Source organism: Pseudomonas arcuscaelestis, from assembly GCF_016881005.1.
Lineage (GTDB): Bacteria > Pseudomonadota > Gammaproteobacteria > Pseudomonadales > Pseudomonadaceae > Aquipseudomonas > Aquipseudomonas arcuscaelestis.
In genome coordinates, this window is the sequence record NZ_JACOPV010000025.1 from 21,251 (window position 1) to 39,708 (window position 18,458).

Below are 18,458 nucleotides of genomic sequence, written 5' to 3' on the forward strand. Positions count from 1 at the left end.
GCGCCAGGCGTTACGCACCCCCGAAGGCAAAGCTTGCAAATGTTTGATTTACGCCCCGACGAATCGCCTCCCCTGGTCAATCAGATCATCAACAGGCTGCGCGAGCTGATCGAAAACCAGACCCTCAAGCCGGGCGCCAAAGTGCCCTCCATACGGGCGTTTGCCGCGACCTACTCGGTGAGCACCTTTACGGTGGTGGAGGCCTACGACCGTCTGGTTGCCCAAGGCATGCTGGTGAGCCGAGGCAACGCAGGATTCTTCGTCAACCGCTCGGTGGTGGAATTGATCGACAGCCAGGCGAGCGGGCCTGCCGCAGGCAAGCCGGCGTTCAATTCCGAGTGGTACATGCAGCAGATCTTCGAAAGCCGCCGGCTGGCGCTGAAGCCTGGTTGCGGCTGGCTGCCCAACGACTGGATGTTCGAGGACGGGTTGCGGCGGGGCATGCGCCAGGTCGCCGGCAGCGTGCTGGAGCTCAGTGGCTATGGCGATCCGATGGGGCTGCTGGAGTTGCGCACACTGACCGCACAGAATTTGCAGCAAGACCTGCGCATCGTCGCCCATCCCGCGCAGCTGATGCTCACCCACGGCGCCAGCCAGGCCCTGGACCTGGCCGTTCGCACGCTAGTGTGCCCAGGCGACGTCGTATTGGTGGACGATCCCGGTTACCCCAACCTGATGAGCATTCTGCGTTTTCAGGGAGCGACGCTGCTCGGTGTTCCGCGCACCCCTAACGGCTATGACCTCGATCACCTGGAACGTTTGCTCGAACAACATCGTCCGACCGTGTTCTTCACGCAACCACACCTGCACAGCCCGACCAGTTCGTGCACACCCCTGGCACAGTTGCATCGATTGTTGCAGTTGGCCGCCAAGCACGATTTCCGCTTGGTGGAGAACAACCTTTATGCCGACATGATTGCCGAACCCCTGCCGTGCCTGGCCAGCCTCGATCAACTGCAACAGGTGGTGTATATCGGTAGCTACTCGAAAAGCATTTCGCCCAACGTACGTGTCGGTTTCATGCTCTCCAACCCACAGTTGATGCAGCAATTGTTGCAGCTGAAAATGCGCTCGGGCCTGACCACCTCGCAATTGATGGAGCGCGTGGTGTATGCGGCGATCACCGACGGGCGTTGGCGCAAGCATCTCAAACGCTTGCGCCAACGCCTGGCCGAGGCCCAGCGGGAGGTCAGCGAACAGCTCTCGCGGCTAGGCTTTGAACGTTTTATCGAAAGCGATGAGGGCATGTATTTATGGGCCCGTCACCCTGCTATCGCCAACAGCGCTGCGCTGCTCGATGACGCCCTGGCTCAAGGCATGATGCTGGGGCCAGGGCAGCTATTCATGGTGGACTCACAGCCCACCGGGTGGATGCGTTTCAACGTCGCCTTCAGCACCGATCCGCAGCTGTGGGAGAAGCTGGAAAAACTGCTGGTCAAGCACGCCCGACGCGGGCAGTAACGCCTGGTTGGCGGCCATTAGCGGGGCAGACACCAGTCACGCTTGTCGGCAAAAAATGCCCGTGCATTGTCTTCAAGACTGTCCAGGTGATACCCACCTTCCTGAACGATCAGGCAGGGTATGCCCATCTCACGAATACGCTCACCCAAGGTGGCGAAACCTTCACGACTGACGGCAACCTTGCTCTGCGGATCCAGCTCGAAGATATCGAAGCCCAGTGACAGCACCAGCACTTGCGCACCAAAATTCTTCACTGCCGCTAGGGCAACGTCCAACTGAGCGAGAAAGTCCGCTTCGCTGGCGCCATGAGCCATTGGCAAATTGAGGTTGTAACCCTCCCCTGTGCCGCTTCCACGCTCATCGGCAAAGCCGGCTACGCCGGGGTAGAAGTTGGTCGGGTCGCCGTGAACGGAGACATACAACACATCGTCGCGCTCATAGAAGATCTCCTGAATGCCTTGACCGTGATGCATATCGGTGTCGAGGACGGCGACGCGACTGAAGCGCTCACGCAACACCTGGGCCGCAACGGCGGCGTTATTGAGATAGCAGAAGCCACCGGCTGCTTCGGCGCGGGCGTGGTGTCCTGGCGGCCGGCACAAGGCATAGGCAGCAGGTTCACCCTCGAGCAGCGCCTTGGCTGCAGCTACTGCGCTTTGTGCCGACCAGTAGGCCGAGCGCCAGGTCAATTCACCCACCGGGCAGCTGCCATCGGCCAGGTAGCGGGCGGCCTGGGCAAGTATGCCGCGCAAGGCATTGGGTTCGCGCACAAAGATGTTTGACATGACTTCGTCGCCCCAGTCCTCTGGAATTTCCTTCCAACGCTGATGCGCTTCTTCAAGAAACGTCAGGTACGGGGCACCGTGCACAGCCAGCAAGGGTTGCAACCCCGCGTCTTCTGGCTGGGCTATATCAAAGCCTAGGTTCTTCGCGGCCTGCAGCAGATGCTGCGCACGTTCCGGCACTTCCTGCGGGGTGCGCATCTGCCCGCGCGAGTAGTAACTGCGGGGATGATGCAGCAGCTGTTCGGGGTGAAAGTAGCAACGCATGGGCTTCTCCTTATGCAACTCGGCCAGCGCGGGCCAGTACGGCGTTAAGCAACACGTCGGCGCCTTGGCGCACGTCCTCGGGCAATACATCTTCAGCCTCGTTATGGCTCAAGCCGCCCACGCAAGGGATAAAAATCATCGCCGTCGGGCAATAGCGTGCCAGCAGGATCGCATCATGGCCGGCACCGCTGACGATTGATTGCTGGGCATAACCCAGGCCATCCACCGCCTGCTGCACTGCGGCAACGCAATCAGCATCAAAAGGGGTGGCTGGACTAACCCAGTGCCGGCTGATGCTGATCTTAAGCCCGCGCTGACCGGCGATAGCCTGCAAGCGCCTAGTGACCTGTAGCTCCATTTCCTCAATTGCGCTGTCGAGGTGGTGGCGCAGGTCCACGGTGAACTGCAACAGCCCGGGAATGGTATTGCGCGACGATTTGCTGATGCTCAATTCACCAACGGTGGTCAGGCCGTGAGGCGCGAAATCACTGGCCAACTGTTCGATCGCCTGGATCATCGGTGCGGCGCCGTAAAGTGCATCCTTGCGCAGCGGCATGGGGGTGGTGCCTGCGTGAGCAGCCATGCCTTGAACTTGAACATCGAGCCAACAAATGGCCTGCCCGCCGCTGACCACGCCAATGCTCTTGGCGTTGTCTTCAAGAATCGGGCCTTGCTCGATATGTGCCTCGAAGTAGGCATCCACGGCGCCACCCAGCGCTCGCTGTCCGGCGAAGCCTATACGCTGCAATGCCTCGGCAACACTGACGCCCTCGGCGTCGCGCACCGCCAATGCATCTTCTAGTTTCATCGTGCCGGTAAACACGGCAGAACCAAACATTGCCGGTGTGAAACGGGCGCCCTCTTCATTGGTCCACACCGCTATTTCCAGCGGTTTGCGGGTGTGGATCTGCAGCTCATTAAGGCGGCGCACCACTTCAAGCCCGGCCAATACACCGTAGACACCGTCAAAGCGTCCCCCTTCAGGCTGGGTGTCGAGGTGACTGCCCATCATCACTGCAGCGGCCTCGGCCTCGGTTCCGGGGCGACGGGCAAAAAGATTGCCGATAGGGTCGACGCTAAGGGTCATTCCCGCCTCACGACACCAGTGGGCGAACAGTTCGCGGCCCGCTTTGTCCTCGCCGCTCAAGGCCAGCCGGCAACTGCCACCACGGGCCGTTGCACCGATTTCGGCCATGGCCATCAGGCTCGCCCACAGGCGTTCGCCGTTGCTTTTCAACATCGCGACTACTCCAGTATTCATTGATAAGTCAGGCCATTTCCAGGCGACGCGCCATGGCATGGCGATGCGCCAGGGCCAGCACGCAGAGCAGCGAAATCGTCGCGATCAAGCTGTAGAACACCGCCATCGGCCACCACTGACCGACAAATTTATGCGCCAGCCAAGTGCCTACCAGCGGGGTCAGGCCACCGGCGATAGCCCCGCAGACCTGATAGGCCATGGAAATGGCGGTATAGCGCACGCGGGTATCGAACATGCCACTGACGTACCCTGCAATCACTGCGTAAAAGGACGCCATGCACACTACCGCCAAGGCAATACCCACAATGATCAGTGGGGCCTGGCCGGAGCTGACAAGCACGAACATCGGATAAGGCGAGGCAATGGCCAGCAACGACACCAGACACAGGAAACGCGTAGCCCCGATCTTCTCTGCCACCCAGGCGGCCAGGGGCTGAATGCAAAACTGGATGATCGCCACCACAAACAGGCATTCCAGAATCAACGAGCGCGGCAACTCCAACTGCTGGGTGCTGTAGGCGATCATGAAGGTATTGGTGAAGTACACCCCGGCAATGCCAAGGGTATTGGCGCCAATGCACAGCAACAGGGGGCGCCAGGCCGTGCGCAGCACTTCCATTACTGGCGCCTGCTCTTTGCGCTTGGCCTTGCTAGCCTGCTCGCGGCTGGCGAGAAACTCCGGCGATTCGTTAACGCCCAGGCGAATGGCCAGGCCAACCAGCAGCAACAAGGCACTGGCCAAGAACGGCAAGCGCCAGCCCCAGGTCATCAGCTGTTCTTCAGGCAAACGCGTCACCGCGCTAAAGGCCAGCAACGACAGAATCAGGCCTGCCGGGCTGCCCAGCTGTGCGAAGGAGGCAAAGAAATTGCGTCGCCCCTTGGGCGCATGCTCGCCGGCCATCAACACCGCCCCACCCCACTCACCACCCACGGCAATGCCTTGGACAATGCGCAGCAGAATCAGCAGCACCGGCGCCGCGGCACCGATCTGGGCATATGTCGGTAACAGGCCAATGCACACCGTGACCACACCCATCATCACCAGGGTAATCACCAGTGACTTTTTACGCCCGATCCGGTCGCCGATATGGCCGAAAATAATGCCGCCCAACGGCCTTGCGAAAAACCCCACGGCGAAGGTGCCGAAGGCAGCCATGGTACTGAACAGCTTGTCGTCGGAGGGAAAGAACAAGGCGCCAAACACCAGCGCCGCGGCAGTGGCGTAGATGTAGAAGTCATACCACTCGATCATGGTGCCGATAAAGGCGGCAGCTGCAGCCCGGCGTGGCTGGGGTGAAGCGGAAGGCTTCATGGGTCAGGCTCCTTTGATTATTTTTCTGGCAGGAGGAACGGTAGGTCCGCGGCGTTCTGATGACGTCTGTATGACAACGATTTTTCGTCTCGGGGCTATGATTAGTCAATTTTCTATTTATTATTTGCACTATTAGCCATCGTTATATTCAAACAGCGGAACCCGCCATGCCTGACCGCCTGCTCAACGACCGCCTTGACTGGAACCTGCTGCGCACCTTTCGGGTGATTGGCCAGGAACTCAGTATCAGCCGCGCTGCAGCGCGCTTGCACCTGACCCAACCCGCGGTGAGCCAGGCGCTCAAGCGCCTGGAGGAACAGCTCGGTCGGCAACTGATCGCCCGCCGTGGTCCGCGCTTTGCCCTGACTGAAGTGGGCGAGCAGATATTTCATTTGGCCGGGGAAATCTATGGGCAGATGTCGCAGATCGGCGGGGTTCTGGAAGAGCCTGCCGACGAAGTGATTGGCAAAGTGCGGCTCCTGATGATCAGCCGTATTTTCTGCGACTGGTTCGACCGCTTTCTTGCCGATTTCCATCGCCAGCATCCACGTGTGGACCTTGAGATCGACGTGATGCGCAGCTCCGACATCGTCAGTGCTCTACAGGAAAAAACTGCAACACTGGGCCTGAGCCTCAATCGCCGACCGCAGCCGCGCCTGCAACAGCGTTTGTTTCTGCGTCAGCGTTATGCCTTCTTCTGTGGCAAACATCATGGACTGTTCGGCAAGCACGATGTCGCCGAGGGCGATCTGCAACGTGAGAACTTCGTCAGTTTCACCAGCGACCAGATCGGCGGCATGCTTTCACCGCTGACCATTTTCCGCGACCAGCAAGGCTTCAGTGGACGCATTGTCGCGTCCTCACCGAGCCTGGAAGAAGTGCGGCGCCTGGTCATTGCCGGGTTTGGCATTGGTTGTTTGCCGGCCCATGTGGTGGCGGCGGATGCCAAGGCCGGGTTGCTCTGGCAACTGCCGCCCCATGAAGGCATTGCCGATGTAGACATTCATCTGCTGTGGAACCGAGAGCAACGCATGAGCCGGGCTGAATCATTGTTCATCGATACGCTGCAGGAGCACGCGGCTAACGAAAATCCCGACTGCGAACATCCAGCCCCTGCAACAACGGACTGAGGTCTTCCAGACGCTGGGCGATCAAGTGGCGCACCCCGCTTTCACACTCGAGGCGCCCACTCACGCGCATCAGCCTGGATCCGACCAAAGCGCGGCGTTGGCGCTCTGCCAGATCGCGCCAGACCACGACGTTGACATTGCCAAATTCATCCTCAAGGGTAACAAAGGTCACCCCACTGGCGGTGCCTGGCCGTTGGCGACCGGTGACCAGCCCGGCGACGCTGACTTTGTCGCCATGCTCAGCGCCCTCCAGCGCCTGGGAGCTGCGACAGCCAAGGGCGTCAAGGCGCCGGCGCAGCAACGTCAGGGGGTGCGGACCCAACGTGGTGCCGACACTGGCGTAATCAGCGAACAGGTCTTCGCCAACCGAGGGCTGGGGCAAGTCAACCGGCGCCTCCTGCGCGGCTTCGAGGCCTGCGAACAACGGCAGTTGTGCCTGTACCGCCGCTACGCTCCAGCGCGCCCGGTAGCGGTCGCTGGCCAGCCCGCGCAAGGCGCCCGCATCGGCCAGCAGCTCACGCGCCCGGGCATCAAGTTGGGCGCGCAGGCAGAGGTCACTGACATCACGCCAACCCGCCTGGGCTCGGGCCTGCTCAATGCGTCGGGCGTCGTCCTGGCGAAACCCGCGTATCTGCCGCAACCCCAAGCGAATCGCCAGCGCCTGCCCTGCTCCAGGTTCCAGGCTGCAGTCCCAGTCGCTATGGCAGGCATCCACCGGACGGATCTCGATACGGTGTCGGCGCGCATCCTGAAGAATCTGATCGGGGCTGTAGAAACCCATCGGCCAGCTATTGATCAGCGCGCAGGCGAAGATCGCCGGCTCATGACATTTGAGCCAGCAACTGGCATAGGTCAGCAAGGCAAAGCTGGCCGCATGGGACTCCGGAAAACCATAACTGCCAAAGCCCTTTATCTGCTCGAAGATACGCTCGGCGAATTCACTGCTGTAGCCGTTGGCAAGCATGCCGCGAATCAACCGTTCGCGGTGCGGTTCAAGCCCACCATGACGTTTCCAGGCGGCCATGGCCCGGCGCAGTTGATCAGCCTCGCCCGCCGAATACCCTCCCGCGACCATGGCCAGTTCCATAACCTGCTCCTGGAACAACGGTACGCCCAGGGTGCGCTCGAATACGGCCTTCAACGCCGCAGAGGGGTAGCTCACCGGCTCCGTCCCCTGGCGCCGGCGCAAGTAGGGATGGACCATGTCACCCTGAATCGGTCCAGGTCGAACGATCGCGACCTCAATGACCAGGTCGTAGAACTTCTTCGGTTTCAGGCGTGGCAACATGGCCATCTGCGCCCGCGACTCGATCTGGAAGACCCCAACCGTGTCGGCACGGCCAATCATTTCATAGGTGGCAGCACAATCAGGCGGAATTGTCGCCAGACTCAGCTCGCGACCGCGATACCGGTAGAGCAGGTCAAAGCAACGACGCAAGGCACTGAGCATGCCCAGGGCGAGGATATCGACCTTGAGCAGGCCGACCAGATCGAGGTCGTCCTTGTCCCACTGAATCACTGTGCGCCCTTCCATCGCGGCGCTCTCCACCGGCACCAGGCTATCCAGGGGCTGTTCGGATATCACGAAACCACCGGGATGCTGGGAAAGATGCCGGGGAAAGCCAATAAGCTCGGCGGTCAATGCCAACACCCGGCGCAGCAAGGGACTGTCAGGATCGAAGCCGGCTTCACGCAATTGTTCGGCAGGCGGCATGCGATCGCTCCAGCGCCCGCAGCAGTCCGCCAGGCTGTTGATTTGCGCCACCGGCAAGCCCAGCACCCGGGCGATATCGCGCACAGCGCCTGCGGCATGGTATGTACTGGCCACGGCAGTCAAGGCCGCACGGTGGCGACCGTAGCGACTGAACACATACTGCAGGACCTCTTCTCGACGCTCGTGCTCGAAGTCGACATCGATATCCGGGGGTTCGTCACGCTCGCGTGACAGGAAGCGCTCGAACAGCAGGTGGCTATGCATCGGGTCCAGCTCGGTGATTCCCAGCACGAAGCAGACCACCGAGTTGGCGGCCGAACCGCGCCCCTGACAGAGAATGCCCTGGCCACGGGCAAAGTTGACGATGTCATGCACCGTGAGGAAATAGCTTTCGTAGTTCAGCTCGGCAATCAGCTCGAGTTCGGATTCAAGCGCTTGACGGGCTTTTGCTTCGATACCGCCCGGCCAGCGCCAACGCTGTCCCTGTTCGCACAAGTGGCGCAACCAGGCGCTGGCCGTCTGTCCTTCAGGCACCAGCTCCCGAGGGTACTGGTAGCGCAACTGGCTGAGGTCAAAGGAACAACGTGCGGCAATGTGCACGCTTTCTTCAAGCAAGGCTGACGGGTAGAGTTCGGTCAGTTGCGCCATGGGTCGCAGGTGACGCTCACCGTTGGCGAAAAGTCGCTGCCCAGCCTCGGCCACGGTGCAGTGATGACGGATTGCCGTCATGCTGTCCTGCAAGGCGCGCCGACCTCGGGCATGCATGTGCACATCACCGGTGGCCACGGCAGGAAGCTGCAGGGTTGCCGCCAACGCAAGCAACTGCTGCAGGCGCTGGCCATCGTCGGCGCCGCGATGCAGTTGCACCGCCAACCACAGCCGCTCGGCAAAACGTTCGCGCAACCAGTGGCCAACGTTCAGGTCCTGCTCGTCTTCATCAGGAATCCACAGGGCCAGCAATCCGTGCGTAGAGGCGTCGAAGTCCTCGCGTAATACCTGATAAGCCCCCTTCGACGCGCGTCGGCGCCCTTGGGTGATCAGTCGACAGAGGTTCTGGTAACCGCGCAGATTCTCCGCCAGCAGCACCAGCCTGGGGCCTTCATGCAGGCGAATCTCGCTGCCGACAATCAAGGGTAGCGCTACAGCCTTGGCCGCTTGCCAGGCGCGGACGATTCCCGCCAAGGTGCACTCGTCGGTGATCGCCAGTGCCTGGTAACCTTGCTGCTTGGCACGTTGGAACAGCTCCTGGGCGCTTGAGGCGCCGCGCTGGAAGCTGAAATTCGATAGGCAGTGCAATTCGGCATAAGCCGCGACCGTGCTCATGCAAACCAGCCCTGCAGCCACAATGGCCCCTCTTCCCCAATATTGCGGTAGGCCCAGGCGTACAGGCCGGTCGGGGTCTGCACCCGATAATAATCGCGGCGTACATCACCACCATCCCACCAACCGGACTCGATCCGCTCGGCGTGTGTCAGCAGTTGTATACCCACCCCAGGCAACGCCTGGGCCTCGGGCAGCAGCCAGCCTGGACGCAGTGCCGCGGGCGCGAGCGGCGCCAGTTTGGTTGCATGATCCAGACGCCAGGCACATTCGGGGCGATGATCAGCCTCGGCCGTCAAGCTGTGCACCGCAGTGTCGCCCAGGCGGGCACGCAGGCGCTCACGCAGTTGCTCCCAGGGTTGGTTCTGCTGCGGACGTGGGTCAAACAGCTCGCGATGCTGCGGCACAAAGGCCGGCAGGTCTTCAGCCTGCAAGCGCAGATTGCGCACCGGTGCCCGCAACTGCAGTTGCTCAAGACGCCCCCGGGCCAGCTCGAAAAGCATCAACGCATCGCGCTCGGCAGCCAGCAGGCCGACTGGCACACTAGTGTCCGCTCCCTCGGCGTGCTCCAGGTGCAGGGTAAAACGCTGTACCCCGCTGTCACGCCCAGCCAGAAATGCGGCCAGGTCGTTGATCAGGCGCCGCAGTGGAAAAAGCAAAGCCTGGTGCGACTCGACATCGAAATTCAACTCCAGGCGCAGATCGAAGCGATCCGGTGGCAAATAAAAACTCAAAGCCATGGGCCGCACGCCCAGCAAGCGGTCCAGATGCAACTGCACTGCAGCAGCAAAACGCCGGGCCAGGGCCTCACGGGGCAAGGCCATGACCTGGCCGAGCCGACGCAGCCCCATGCGGGCAAACGCACTGGCGGCCTCCGCTGGCAAGCCAACGCGCTCGATAGGCAATTGTTCAAGGGCGGCGCGCGTCTGCTCCGGGCAATCGAGCGCCAAGCCATCGTGACAGTTGGCGAGCATGCGCGCCGCTACCGGATTACTGGCCAGGACGATGCGGTGGCGAAAGCCCAGGGCGGTCAATTCAGCGCGTAAACGCGCCTCAAAGCTTGGCCAGGGGCCAAACAGCCCGAGACTGGATTGGATTTCAAGCAACAACACTCTTGGATAATGCAGGCTGACCTGGGAACTGAAGCGGTAGGCCCAAGCCGCCAATAGCTGCTCAAGTACCTCGACAGCGGCAGGGTCGTGATCGACACAGGTAAAATTGCCTGCCAGCGCCTGCGCGGTGGTCAACGCTTGACCGGCGCGCAGGCCCAGGTTGGCTGCAGCAGGGTTGACCGCCTGCAGGATCCGCCGCTGGGGCGGACCACTGAGCAACACCAGGGGCGCATCAGGATCGGCGCGTCCACGCTGCACCGCGTCGAGTGCCAGTTGTGGCAGCAGGATACAGGCCCAGAGCATGATCCATCAGCCTCGACCGGCGCAGGCAATGGGCGTCGCAGGCGCCAGACCGCCCCGACACTTGAGCACCCGCCATTGCGCCGGGCGGGCATCGATAGCAATGCGCAAAGCCGCGGGTGAAGGGTTTGCGGCTGCCTGCAGGGAGCGCAAGGCAAAAGCCAGAGTTTGGCCACTTTCGGCAGCCACCTGCAAGCGACGCAAGGCGCGGTCGTCGGCCTTGTGCGGCCAGCACAGCACCGCGCCACAACTGCCCGAGCGCAGGCACTGCTCGGCAGCCCAGAGCACTTCATCGGCCGGTGTCTCGACCAGGGTCAACCATTGCAGATCGACGCCCGCCGCTTGCCAGGCCGGTGCATAAGGAATGAACGGGGGCGAAATCAATACCACCCGCTCGGCATTGGCTGTCAGCCGCGCCAGGCTGGGCCAAAGCAACTGCAATTCGCCACAGCCCTGCGCCGCCAACAATAACTCGGTGAGCGCCCCTGGCGGCCAGCCACCACCGGGCAATCGCGTGTCCAACGCGGCATGGCCTGTTGGCTGCACACCCTGAGGCTGCGCCTGGGGCCGGCCCTTCCAGACACGGCGCTGGTCGAGCAACCCATCAAGGCTGACTACCGCGCCCATCAGCCGCGCCTCACCAGGCCACAGAACACGCCCTCGATGACAAAGTCCTGACCGGGGCCAATCTCTATGGGGGTATAGGCCGGGTTGCGTGGCAGCAGGCGATAGTGCTCGGCGTTGACCCGTTCAAAGCGCTTGATAGTCACCTCGCCATCGAGGCGGGCGACGATGATCTGCCCGTCACGTGCATCTGCCTGTTGCTTGATACCGACCAGGTCGCCATCGAGGATGCCGTCGTCGAGCATGGAATCCCCCCGCACCTTGAGCAGATAGTCAGGCGAACGGCTGAATAGTTGTGCATCGAGCATGAGCTGCTCATGGATGTCGACATCCGGGCCAATGGGGCGCCCTGCTGCCACCTGGCCCAGCACCGGGATTTCCAGGACCTCGGGCCGACGCGCAACCCCGCAAAGACGGATGGACCGGGCCTGATTGCGCGTGACCTCGATGAAGCCGGCCTCGGTCAGCGCCTGGATATGCTTGCGCGCCACGCTGCGCGAGGCAAAGCCGAAGGCCGTGGCGATGTCGGCCAGGCTCGGTGGCTGGCCATGATCGGCTATACGCTCACGAATGAACGTGAGGATGGCGCTGCGTTTGGGCGATAGTGTATTCATGGAGTACATTTGTACTCTTTTCATCGTTCACTGACCAGCCCCGGTGATCAGGTTATGATGAGCGGCCACTGCAGCGGATACCCAGAATGCTTCAAGCCTTGTTGTTCGATCTCGACGGAACCCTGACCGACACCGACAAACTCCACCTGCAAGCCATGCAGCAGCTATTGCTGGAAGAAGGCCGGGTGTTCACCGAGGCAGAGTTCGACGCCCATGTCAGCGGACGGGCCAACGCCGACCTGTGTCGCTACCTGTTTCCCGACCGTTCATTGGCCGAGCACCAGATGTTTGCCGACCGCAAGGAAGCGCGATTTCGTGCCCTGTCGCCCACACTGCAACCCACCGCCGGCCTGCTCCGGCTGCTTGAGCATGCCGAACAGACGGGCATTGGCATGGCCGTGGTAACCAATGCGCCACGGGCCAACGCCGTGCACATGCTGGCGGCCATGGGGCTGGGCGAACGTTTTGCGCATGTGCTGGTGGCTGAAGAACTGCCGCGGGCAAAGCCCGACCCGTTGCCTTATCTCAGCGGTCTTGGGTGCCTGCAAGCACACGCCGGTCACGCCCTGGCATTCGAAGATTCGGTACCTGGGGTGACGGCGGCCAGCCGCGCCGGGATATTCACCGTCGGCCTTTCTACCAGCCAGACGCCCGAGGCCTTGCTTGCAGCTGGAGCGCAGTTGGTAGTGGCAGACTTCGATGACCCACAATTGTGGGCACTGATAGAGCGGATGCAGGCAACTGATTGAATCAAGCTGACCGGACAATAAGCTGCACCTGCGCCTATGAAGGTTGGATTACCCGGAAATACAGCGCGTCGCCGCAGTTTTCACATCACCCAGGCGCAGGGGGAAGTTGTTAAGACGCTCGTAGAGCTTGATGCTGCTGCCACTGCCGCGCTCATTGATGTCCACCAGCGCTGCCGGCCCGCCACCCACCTTTTGCGGAACGATCAGGCGCAGGCCGTCACGGTGCGGCTCCACCTCGAGAGGACCACGGCTTTCAGCCAGCTGTTGCTGCACGCAGGTCGCGTACTCCTGGGGCTTTTTGCCGGAAATAACGTTCAAGGTTTCCGGCGTACTTTCAAGCTCGGACACGCTGACACAACCACCTAGCGTAACTGCCAACGCTGCTACAACCCACTTCATCAAACTGCACCTCCACCACGGAAAAATATTCAGACCGCGCCCAGACCATTTTGCTCCCTTAATTGGCAGATTTATCCTAGGTCAGGCACGAAGGGCGACAGTGTAACCGTTGATCATGGTATCGTTTTGATTTGGTCCAAGATCCATTGCGGAGAGCAACATGAAATTCGTACACCAGCGCGAACATCTCAACGAAGACGACATTGTCGTCATCGAGTGTTCCCAGCGCTGCAACATCCGCCTGATGAACGACGCCAACTTCCGCAGCTTCAAGAATGGCGGGCGGCATACCTACCATGGCGGTGCTTTTGTCGACTTCCCGGCGAAGATCACTGTCCCCAGCACCGGTTTCTGGAATATCACCATCGATACCGTTGGCCCGCGCGCATTGTCGGCGGTCACCAAGCCAACCTTTACTCACAAGATCAAGTTCATCCGCCGTTCGTCGTCGAAACTGAGATAAGCCATGAGCCAGACCACCAAGTACGTCATCAAATACAAGCTTGACGGCGAGCAACGCTTCGATTTCGCGCAGATGAGCAGCGATGCGCCGCAAGAAGTTCAGGCCGCCCTGCAAAAACTGCACGGCGACGATGCGAAGAAAATCACCGATATCAAGGTGAGCAAAGCCCTGTAACGGTAACTGCGCACAAGGAACCCCAGGCATGAGTCATTGGCCAGACACCCGTCTTCTCGATCTGCTCGGTATCGAACTGCCGATCCTTCAGGCGCCTATGGCCGGTTCCACCGGCTCGGCCATGGCCATTGCTGTGAGCAACGCTGGCGGCCTGGGCGCCCTTCCCTGCGCCACCTTGAGCCTGGAGCAACTGCGCGCCGAACTTCAGGTGTTCAAGCAAGCCTGCAATGGCCCACTCAACGTCAATTTCTTCTGCCATCAGCCCCCCCTGCCCGACCCTGAGCGTGATGCCGCCTGGAAGCAGGCACTCAAACCCTACTATGAAGAGCTGGGCGCCGACTACGAGGCACCGACGCCGGTGTCGAACCGCGCGCCGTTCGACGATGCCAGTTGCCGATTGATCGAGGAATTCAAGCCTGCGGTAGTCAGTTTTCACTTCGGCTTGCCGGAAGCGGGCTTGCTGGCTCGGGTCAAGGCTACCGGGGCGAAAGTGCTGTCGAGCGCGACCACCGTGGATGAGGCTATCTGGCTGGAGCAGCATGGCTGCGATGCGATCATCGCCATGGGCTATGAAGCCGGCGGCCATCGTGGCATGTTTCTAAGCACCGACTTGAATACGCAGGTTGGGACCTTGGCATTGGTGCCGCAGATAGTCGATGCGGTAAAAGTGCCCGTCATTGCCGCAGGTGGCATCAGCGACCATCGCGGCATTGTAGCCGCCCTGGCCCTGGGCGCATGCGCCGTACAAATGGGCACCGCCTATCTGCTCTGCCCTGAAGCCAAAGTATCAGCGACCCACCGTCAGGCGCTGAATACGGCCAAAGACAGCGACACAGCCTTGACCAACCTGTTCACCGGCCGCCCTGCCCGCGGTATCAACACCCGGATCATGCGCGAACTGGGACCGATCAGTAGCCTGGCCCCGCACTTTCCGCTGGCGGGCGGCGCCTTGATGCCTCTGCGTGCAATCACTGAACCCTCGGGAAACGGCGATTTCAGCAGTCTATGGGCAGGCCAGGGGGCCTCTTTGGCCCGCGCATTGCCTGCGGGCGAACTGACCCATAGCCTGGCAGAAAAAGCCCTGGCACAGCTACTGCGCTAAAGAGGTACTTTCCGTTTGTCGGGCATTGGCTATATATTCACGTATATAGCGAATCCCCTTCAATCAGTGGAGCTGTGTTTCATGAGTAAGTGCGCACCTCGCTTTGCCCTCGCCGCCCTATCCACGTTCATGACGCTCAACAGTGCATGGGCCGATGAAGTCCAGGTAGCTGTCGCGGCCAACTTCACTGCGCCAATCCAGGCAATAGCCAAGGATTTCGAGAAAGACACCGGCCACAAACTGGTCGCTGCCTACGGTGCTACCGGGCAGTTCTACGCGCAGATCAAGAACGGTGCACCGTTTGAAGTGTTCCTCGCAGCCGATGACAGCACCCCGGAAAAGCTCGAGAAGGAAGGCGCCGGCGTCAAGGGTTCGCGCTTTACTTACGCCGTTGGCACCCTGGCCCTGTGGTCGGCCAAGGCCGGCTATGTCGACGACAAGGGCGAGGTACTGAAGAAAAACCTGTACAAGCATCTATCCATCGCCAACCCCAAAGCTGCACCTTACGGTCTGGCCGCCACGCAAGTGCTGGACAAACTACAACTGACCGACGCCACCAAGGGCAAGATCGTCGAGGGCCAGAACATCACCCAGGCTTATCAGTTCGTCTCCACCGGCAATGCCGAACTGGGTTTTGTCGCCCTGTCGCAGATCTACAAGGATGGCAAGGTAAGCGAGGGCTCGGCCTGGATCGTACCGTCCAACCTGCATGAGCCCATCAAACAGGATGCGCTGATCCTCAACAAAGGTAAGGACAGCGCCGCCGCCAAAGCCCTGGTTGAATATCTCAAGGGGCCGAAAGCCGCTGCCGTGATCAAGTCCTACGGTTACGAAATCTGATGCCACTCGATGCCAGCGACCTGGGTGCTATCTGGCTGACCTTTAAACTGGCCAGCCTCACCACCTTGATTCTGCTTCTGGTCGGCACACCCGTTGCCTGGTGGCTGGCGCGCACGCGCTCGTGGCTGCGTGGGCCAATAGGTGCTGTGGTGGCGCTACCCCTGGTGCTACCGCCGACCGTAATCGGTTTCTATTTGTTGCTGGCCCTGGGGCCCAACGGCTGGATTGGCCAAACCACCGAGGCACTGGGACTGGGCACCGTGGTGTTCAGTTTCAGCGGCCTGGTGATTGGTTCGGTCATCTACTCAATGCCGTTCGTTGTGCAACCCCTGCAAAACGCCTTCAGTGCCATTGGCGAACGACCCTTGGAAGTGGCAGCGACACTCAGAGCCAGCCCCTGGGACACTTTCATTCATGTTGTGCTGCCACTGGCACGACCAGGCTTTATTACCGCCAGTATCCTCGGCTTCGCCCATACCGTGGGTGAGTTCGGCGTGGTGCTGATGATAGGTGGCAATATTCCCGACAAGACCCGCGTGGTGTCGGTACAGATCTTCGACCATGTCGAAGCCATGGAATATGTGCAAGCGCACTGGCTGGCCGGCGCCATGCTGGTGTTCTCCTTCCTCGTGCTGCTGGCGTTGTACTCCAGCCGCCGGGGCCGATCGGCCTGGAGCTGAACCTTGCAAAAAATGATTCATGCCCGGCTCAAGGTCGCGCGCGACACCTTCGACCTGGATGTCGACCTGCAACTGCCCGGTCGCGGCATCAGCGCGCTGTTTGGCCACTCAGGCTCGGGCAAAACCACCTGCCTGCGCTGTCTCGCCGGTCTGGAGCGGGCGTCCGAGGCCTACATCGAGGTCAATGGCCAGGTTTGGCAGGACTCGCGACGTAACCACTTCATCGCCCCACATCAACGCCCTGTTGGCTACGTGTTTCAAGAGCCCAGCTTGTTTGCGCACCTGACCGTGCATGGCAACCTGACCTTTGGCTGGCGACGCGTAGCGCCGCAGGCGCGCAAGGTAGGCATGGAACAAGCCTGTTCACTACTCGGTATCGAGCACCTGCTCGAACGCAAGCCCTCCACCCTCTCAGGCGGAGAAGCGCAACGCGTCGGGATAGCCCGGGCACTATTGAGCAGCCCACAACTGCTGTTGATGGATGAACCCCTCGCCGCCCTCGACGGCCCGCGTAAGCGCGAAATCCTGCCGTACCTTGAACGGTTGCACAATGAGCTGGAAATCCCGCTTATCTACGTCAGTCATGCCCAGGACGAAGTTGCCCGCCTGGCAGATCATCTGGTGTTACTGGAGCACGGCAAAGCCTTGGCCAGCGGCCCGATTGCCGCCACCCTCTCACGCCTCGACCTGCCACTGGCCCAGGGCGATGATGCAGGGGTAATCATTGAAGGCCGTGTCAGCAGCCATGACGCAAGCTACCAGTTATTGGGCCTGCAACTACCCGGCAGTACCCTGGCGCTACGCGTGGCCCACGCCCCCCTGGCATTGGGCACGATGTTGCGCCTCAAGGTACAGGCACGAGATGTGAGCCTTAGCGTGGGACAAGAAGCGCACTCCAGCATCCTCAACCGCTTGCCCGTGAGCGTGATCGGCTTCCAACCCGCGGATAACAGCGCCCACGTTCTGGTCAGCCTCGACGCGGCCGGCAGCGTGCTGCTGGCACGTATAACCCGGTATTCTGCCGATCAGCTTGGACTGCACAGCGGCCAGCAACTGATAGCACAGATAAAGTCGGTGGCACTGCTGGGCTGAGTCTGTTGTCCATAGCACAGATCCCGTTAGCGGACTTGTGCCATGGCCGAAACTGCCTTACCCGATTGCTTGCACTACGTCGACGACAGCCAACCGGGGCTGCGCCGCAGCACCTTGCGCGGCCGGTTCGTCTACGTCGATGCGCAAGGTCGACACATCAAGGATGCGGCCACCCTCGACCGGATAAAAGCCCTGGCCATTCCCCCGGCCTATACCGATGTGTGGATCTGCGCCGACCCGCAAGGCCATGTGCAGGCTACCGGACGTGACGCTCGTGGGCGCAAGCAATACCGCTATCATCCAAACTGGCGTGACTTTCGCGACAGCCACAAGTATGCGCGCATGTTGGCTTTCGCCAGCACACTGCCCAAGATACGCAGCCAGTTAGACAGCCATCTCGCCCGCCCCGGCCTGGACCGGCAGAAAGTCATGGCCCTGATTGTCAGCCTGCTCGACGCGACCCTGATAAGGGTTGGCAACCGCCAATATGCCCGCGACAACAACTCTTTCGGCCTCACGACCCTGCGCAACCGCCATGTGAAAGTACAAGGCATCGCCATACGTTTTCGTTTTCGCGGCAAGAGCGGTATCGAACACCAGGTCACCTTGCGCAACCGGCGCCTTGCCAACCTGATCAAACGTTGTATGGATTTACCCGGCCAGGATTTGTTCCAATACCAGGACGAGCAAGGCAATCGTCACAGCATTGGATCGAGCGATATCAACGCGTACCTGCAAGAACTGACCGGCAGCGACTTCACCGCCAAGGACTATCGCACCTGGGCTGGCAGCGCGCTGGCCTTGAGCTTGCTGCGCAAGCTGCAATGGCAACCGGAGTCCGAAGCACGTCGCCAAGTAGTCGAAATCGTCAAACAGGTCGCCTTGCGCCTGGGAAATACCCCAGCGGTATGCCGGCGCTGCTATATCCACCCGCAACTTCTGGAGTGTTTCGCGCGCGGCGAGCTGGCCAATCTGCCACGCGCTCGTAAACGCCAGGGGCTGGATGCAGAGGAAGTACGCCTGGCTGTATTTCTAAAATCCATTCCGCCCCCTTGAAAGCCA

Annotated in this window: 18 protein-coding genes; 10 read left to right on the forward strand and 8 right to left on the reverse strand. The window is 60.9% G+C overall.

The window, feature by feature from the left end; translation table 11 throughout:
• The first annotated feature begins 39 nt into the window (after nt 1–39).
• The gene (locus H8F21_RS27635; protein ID WP_203585723.1) at nt 40–1,461 is read left to right on the forward strand and encodes an aminotransferase-like domain-containing protein; all 1,422 of its coding nucleotides are present in this window, start codon (nt 40–42) and stop codon (nt 1,459–1,461) included.
• Nucleotides 1,462–1,478: 17 nt separating this feature from the next.
• Here H8F21_RS27635 and H8F21_RS27640 read toward each other — a convergent pair whose 3' ends face one another.
• Genes H8F21_RS27640 through H8F21_RS27650 form a run of 3 tightly spaced genes read right to left on the reverse strand, consistent with a single transcriptional unit; the run spans nt 1,479 to nt 5,083 of the window.
• Entirely contained in the window at nt 1,479–2,510 is a 1,032-nt protein-coding gene (locus tag H8F21_RS27640; protein ID WP_203481321.1) for a histone deacetylase family protein, read from the reverse strand.
• 10 nt (nt 2,511–2,520) lie between these two features.
• A complete protein-coding gene (locus H8F21_RS27645) occupies nt 2,521–3,750 on the reverse strand; it encodes a Zn-dependent hydrolase (RefSeq protein WP_203481320.1) in 1,230 nt (409 codons plus the stop codon).
• 28 nt (nt 3,751–3,778) lie between these two features.
• Nucleotides 3,779–5,083 (reverse strand): MFS transporter, encoded by a 1,305-nt coding sequence (locus H8F21_RS27650; RefSeq protein WP_203481318.1) that lies wholly within the window; start codon nt 5,081–5,083, stop codon nt 3,779–3,781.
• A gap of 167 nt (nt 5,084–5,250) precedes the next feature.
• Between H8F21_RS27650 and H8F21_RS27655 the strand changes: the two genes are divergently transcribed.
• A complete protein-coding gene (locus H8F21_RS27655) occupies nt 5,251–6,213 on the forward strand; it encodes a LysR family transcriptional regulator (RefSeq protein ID WP_203481316.1) in 963 nt (320 codons plus the stop codon).
• On the opposite strand, the gene H8F21_RS27660 is transcribed toward H8F21_RS27655, so the two are convergent.
• From H8F21_RS27660 to lexA, 4 genes are read right to left on the reverse strand one after another with little or no spacing between them, the layout of a single operon-like run.
• Complete coding sequence (locus H8F21_RS27660) at nt 6,164–9,271, reverse strand: error-prone DNA polymerase (protein WP_203585724.1); 3,108 nt, start codon at nt 9,269–9,271, stop codon at nt 6,164–6,166. The genes H8F21_RS27655 and H8F21_RS27660 overlap by 50 nt on opposite strands.
• Nucleotides 9,247–10,662 (reverse strand): Y-family DNA polymerase, encoded by a 1,416-nt coding sequence (locus H8F21_RS27665; protein WP_203481312.1) that lies wholly within the window; start codon nt 10,660–10,662, stop codon nt 9,247–9,249. The genes H8F21_RS27660 and H8F21_RS27665 overlap by 25 nt, the downstream gene beginning before the upstream one ends.
• Before the next feature lie 6 nt (nt 10,663–10,668).
• Entirely contained in the window at nt 10,669–11,286 is a 618-nt protein-coding gene (gene imuA, locus H8F21_RS27670; RefSeq protein WP_203481310.1) for a translesion DNA synthesis-associated protein ImuA, read from the reverse strand.
• Nucleotides 11,286–11,906 carry a transcriptional repressor LexA gene (lexA, locus tag H8F21_RS27675; RefSeq protein ID WP_203542741.1) on the reverse strand — a complete coding sequence of 207 codons (621 nt, stop codon included), beginning with the start codon at nt 11,904–11,906 and terminating at the stop codon, nt 11,286–11,288. The genes imuA and lexA overlap by 1 nt, the downstream gene beginning before the upstream one ends.
• Before the next feature lie 77 nt (nt 11,907–11,983).
• Here lexA and H8F21_RS27680 point away from each other — a divergent pair, with 77 nt between their 5' ends.
• The gene (locus tag H8F21_RS27680) at nt 11,984–12,646 is read left to right on the forward strand and encodes an HAD family hydrolase (RefSeq protein WP_203481306.1); all 663 of its coding nucleotides are present in this window, start codon (nt 11,984–11,986) and stop codon (nt 12,644–12,646) included.
• Nucleotides 12,647–12,694: 48 nt separating this feature from the next.
• On the opposite strand, the gene H8F21_RS27685 is transcribed toward H8F21_RS27680, so the two are convergent.
• Nucleotides 12,695–13,045, reverse strand: a complete 351-nt coding sequence (locus tag H8F21_RS27685; RefSeq protein ID WP_136476930.1) for a hypothetical protein — start codon at nt 13,043–13,045, stop codon at nt 12,695–12,697.
• Nucleotides 13,046–13,205: 160 nt separating this feature from the next.
• Here H8F21_RS27685 and H8F21_RS27690 point away from each other — a divergent pair, with 160 nt between their 5' ends.
• From H8F21_RS27690 to H8F21_RS27720, 7 genes are all read left to right on the forward strand, one after another.
• Nucleotides 13,206–13,508 (forward strand): DUF1883 domain-containing protein, encoded by a 303-nt coding sequence (locus H8F21_RS27690; RefSeq protein ID WP_038612501.1) that lies wholly within the window; start codon nt 13,206–13,208, stop codon nt 13,506–13,508.
• A gap of 3 nt (nt 13,509–13,511) precedes the next feature.
• Nucleotides 13,512–13,682, forward strand: coding sequence for a hypothetical protein (locus H8F21_RS27695; RefSeq protein ID WP_203481303.1), 171 nt, complete (start codon nt 13,512–13,514; stop codon nt 13,680–13,682).
• A 28-nt stretch (nt 13,683–13,710) separates the two neighbouring features.
• On the forward strand, nt 13,711–14,784 hold the full coding sequence (locus H8F21_RS27700; protein WP_203481301.1) for an NAD(P)H-dependent flavin oxidoreductase: 1,074 nt from the start codon (nt 13,711–13,713) through the stop codon (nt 14,782–14,784).
• A gap of 81 nt (nt 14,785–14,865) precedes the next feature.
• Nucleotides 14,866–15,624: a molybdate ABC transporter substrate-binding protein gene (modA, locus tag H8F21_RS27705; protein WP_203481299.1), complete on the forward strand. Its 759-nt coding sequence runs from the start codon at nt 14,866–14,868 to the stop codon at nt 15,622–15,624.
• Nucleotides 15,624–16,304, forward strand: a complete 681-nt coding sequence (modB, locus tag H8F21_RS27710; protein ID WP_203481297.1) for a molybdate ABC transporter permease subunit — start codon at nt 15,624–15,626, stop codon at nt 16,302–16,304. Before modA ends, modB begins: the two co-directional genes overlap by 1 nt.
• Nucleotides 16,305–16,307: 3 nt before the next feature.
• A complete protein-coding gene (modC, locus tag H8F21_RS27715; RefSeq protein ID WP_413243003.1) occupies nt 16,308–17,396 on the forward strand; it encodes a molybdenum ABC transporter ATP-binding protein in 1,089 nt (362 codons plus the stop codon).
• A 42-nt stretch (nt 17,397–17,438) separates the two neighbouring features.
• Entirely contained in the window at nt 17,439–18,452 is a 1,014-nt protein-coding gene (locus H8F21_RS27720; RefSeq protein ID WP_203481289.1) for a DNA topoisomerase IB, read from the forward strand.
• The last annotated feature ends 6 nt before the right edge of the window (nt 18,453–18,458 follow it).

Bases quoted from the DNA above. Each gene is read 5' to 3' on its own strand.
- H8F21_RS27635 (WP_203585723.1), top strand. From the start codon at position 40: ATGTTTGATTTACGCCCCGACGAATCGCCTCCCCTGGTCAATCAGATC.
- H8F21_RS27640 (WP_203481321.1), bottom strand. From the start codon at position 2,510: ATGCGTTGCTACTTTCACCCCGAACAGCTGCTGCATCATCCCCGCAGT.
- H8F21_RS27645 (WP_203481320.1), bottom strand. From the start codon at position 3,750: ATGTTGAAAAGCAACGGCGAACGCCTGTGGGCGAGCCTGATGGCCATG.
- H8F21_RS27650 (WP_203481318.1), bottom strand. From the start codon at position 5,083: ATGAAGCCTTCCGCTTCACCCCAGCCACGCCGGGCTGCAGCTGCCGCC.
- H8F21_RS27655 (WP_203481316.1), top strand. From the start codon at position 5,251: ATGCCTGACCGCCTGCTCAACGACCGCCTTGACTGGAACCTGCTGCGC.
- H8F21_RS27665 (WP_203481312.1), bottom strand. From the start codon at position 10,662: ATGCTCTGGGCCTGTATCCTGCTGCCACAACTGGCACTCGACGCGGTG.
- imuA (WP_203481310.1), bottom strand. From the start codon at position 11,286: ATGGGCGCGGTAGTCAGCCTTGATGGGTTGCTCGACCAGCGCCGTGTC.
- lexA (WP_203542741.1), bottom strand. From the start codon at position 11,906: ATGTACTCCATGAATACACTATCGCCCAAACGCAGCGCCATCCTCACG.
- H8F21_RS27680 (WP_203481306.1), top strand. From the start codon at position 11,984: ATGCTTCAAGCCTTGTTGTTCGATCTCGACGGAACCCTGACCGACACC.
- H8F21_RS27685 (WP_136476930.1), bottom strand. From the start codon at position 13,045: ATGAAGTGGGTTGTAGCAGCGTTGGCAGTTACGCTAGGTGGTTGTGTC.
- H8F21_RS27690 (WP_038612501.1), top strand. From the start codon at position 13,206: ATGAAATTCGTACACCAGCGCGAACATCTCAACGAAGACGACATTGTC.
- H8F21_RS27695 (WP_203481303.1), top strand. From the start codon at position 13,512: ATGAGCCAGACCACCAAGTACGTCATCAAATACAAGCTTGACGGCGAG.
- H8F21_RS27700 (WP_203481301.1), top strand. From the start codon at position 13,711: ATGAGTCATTGGCCAGACACCCGTCTTCTCGATCTGCTCGGTATCGAA.
- modA (WP_203481299.1), top strand. From the start codon at position 14,866: ATGAGTAAGTGCGCACCTCGCTTTGCCCTCGCCGCCCTATCCACGTTC.
- modB (WP_203481297.1), top strand. From the start codon at position 15,624: ATGCCACTCGATGCCAGCGACCTGGGTGCTATCTGGCTGACCTTTAAA.
- H8F21_RS27720 (WP_203481289.1), top strand. From the start codon at position 17,439: ATGGCCGAAACTGCCTTACCCGATTGCTTGCACTACGTCGACGACAGC.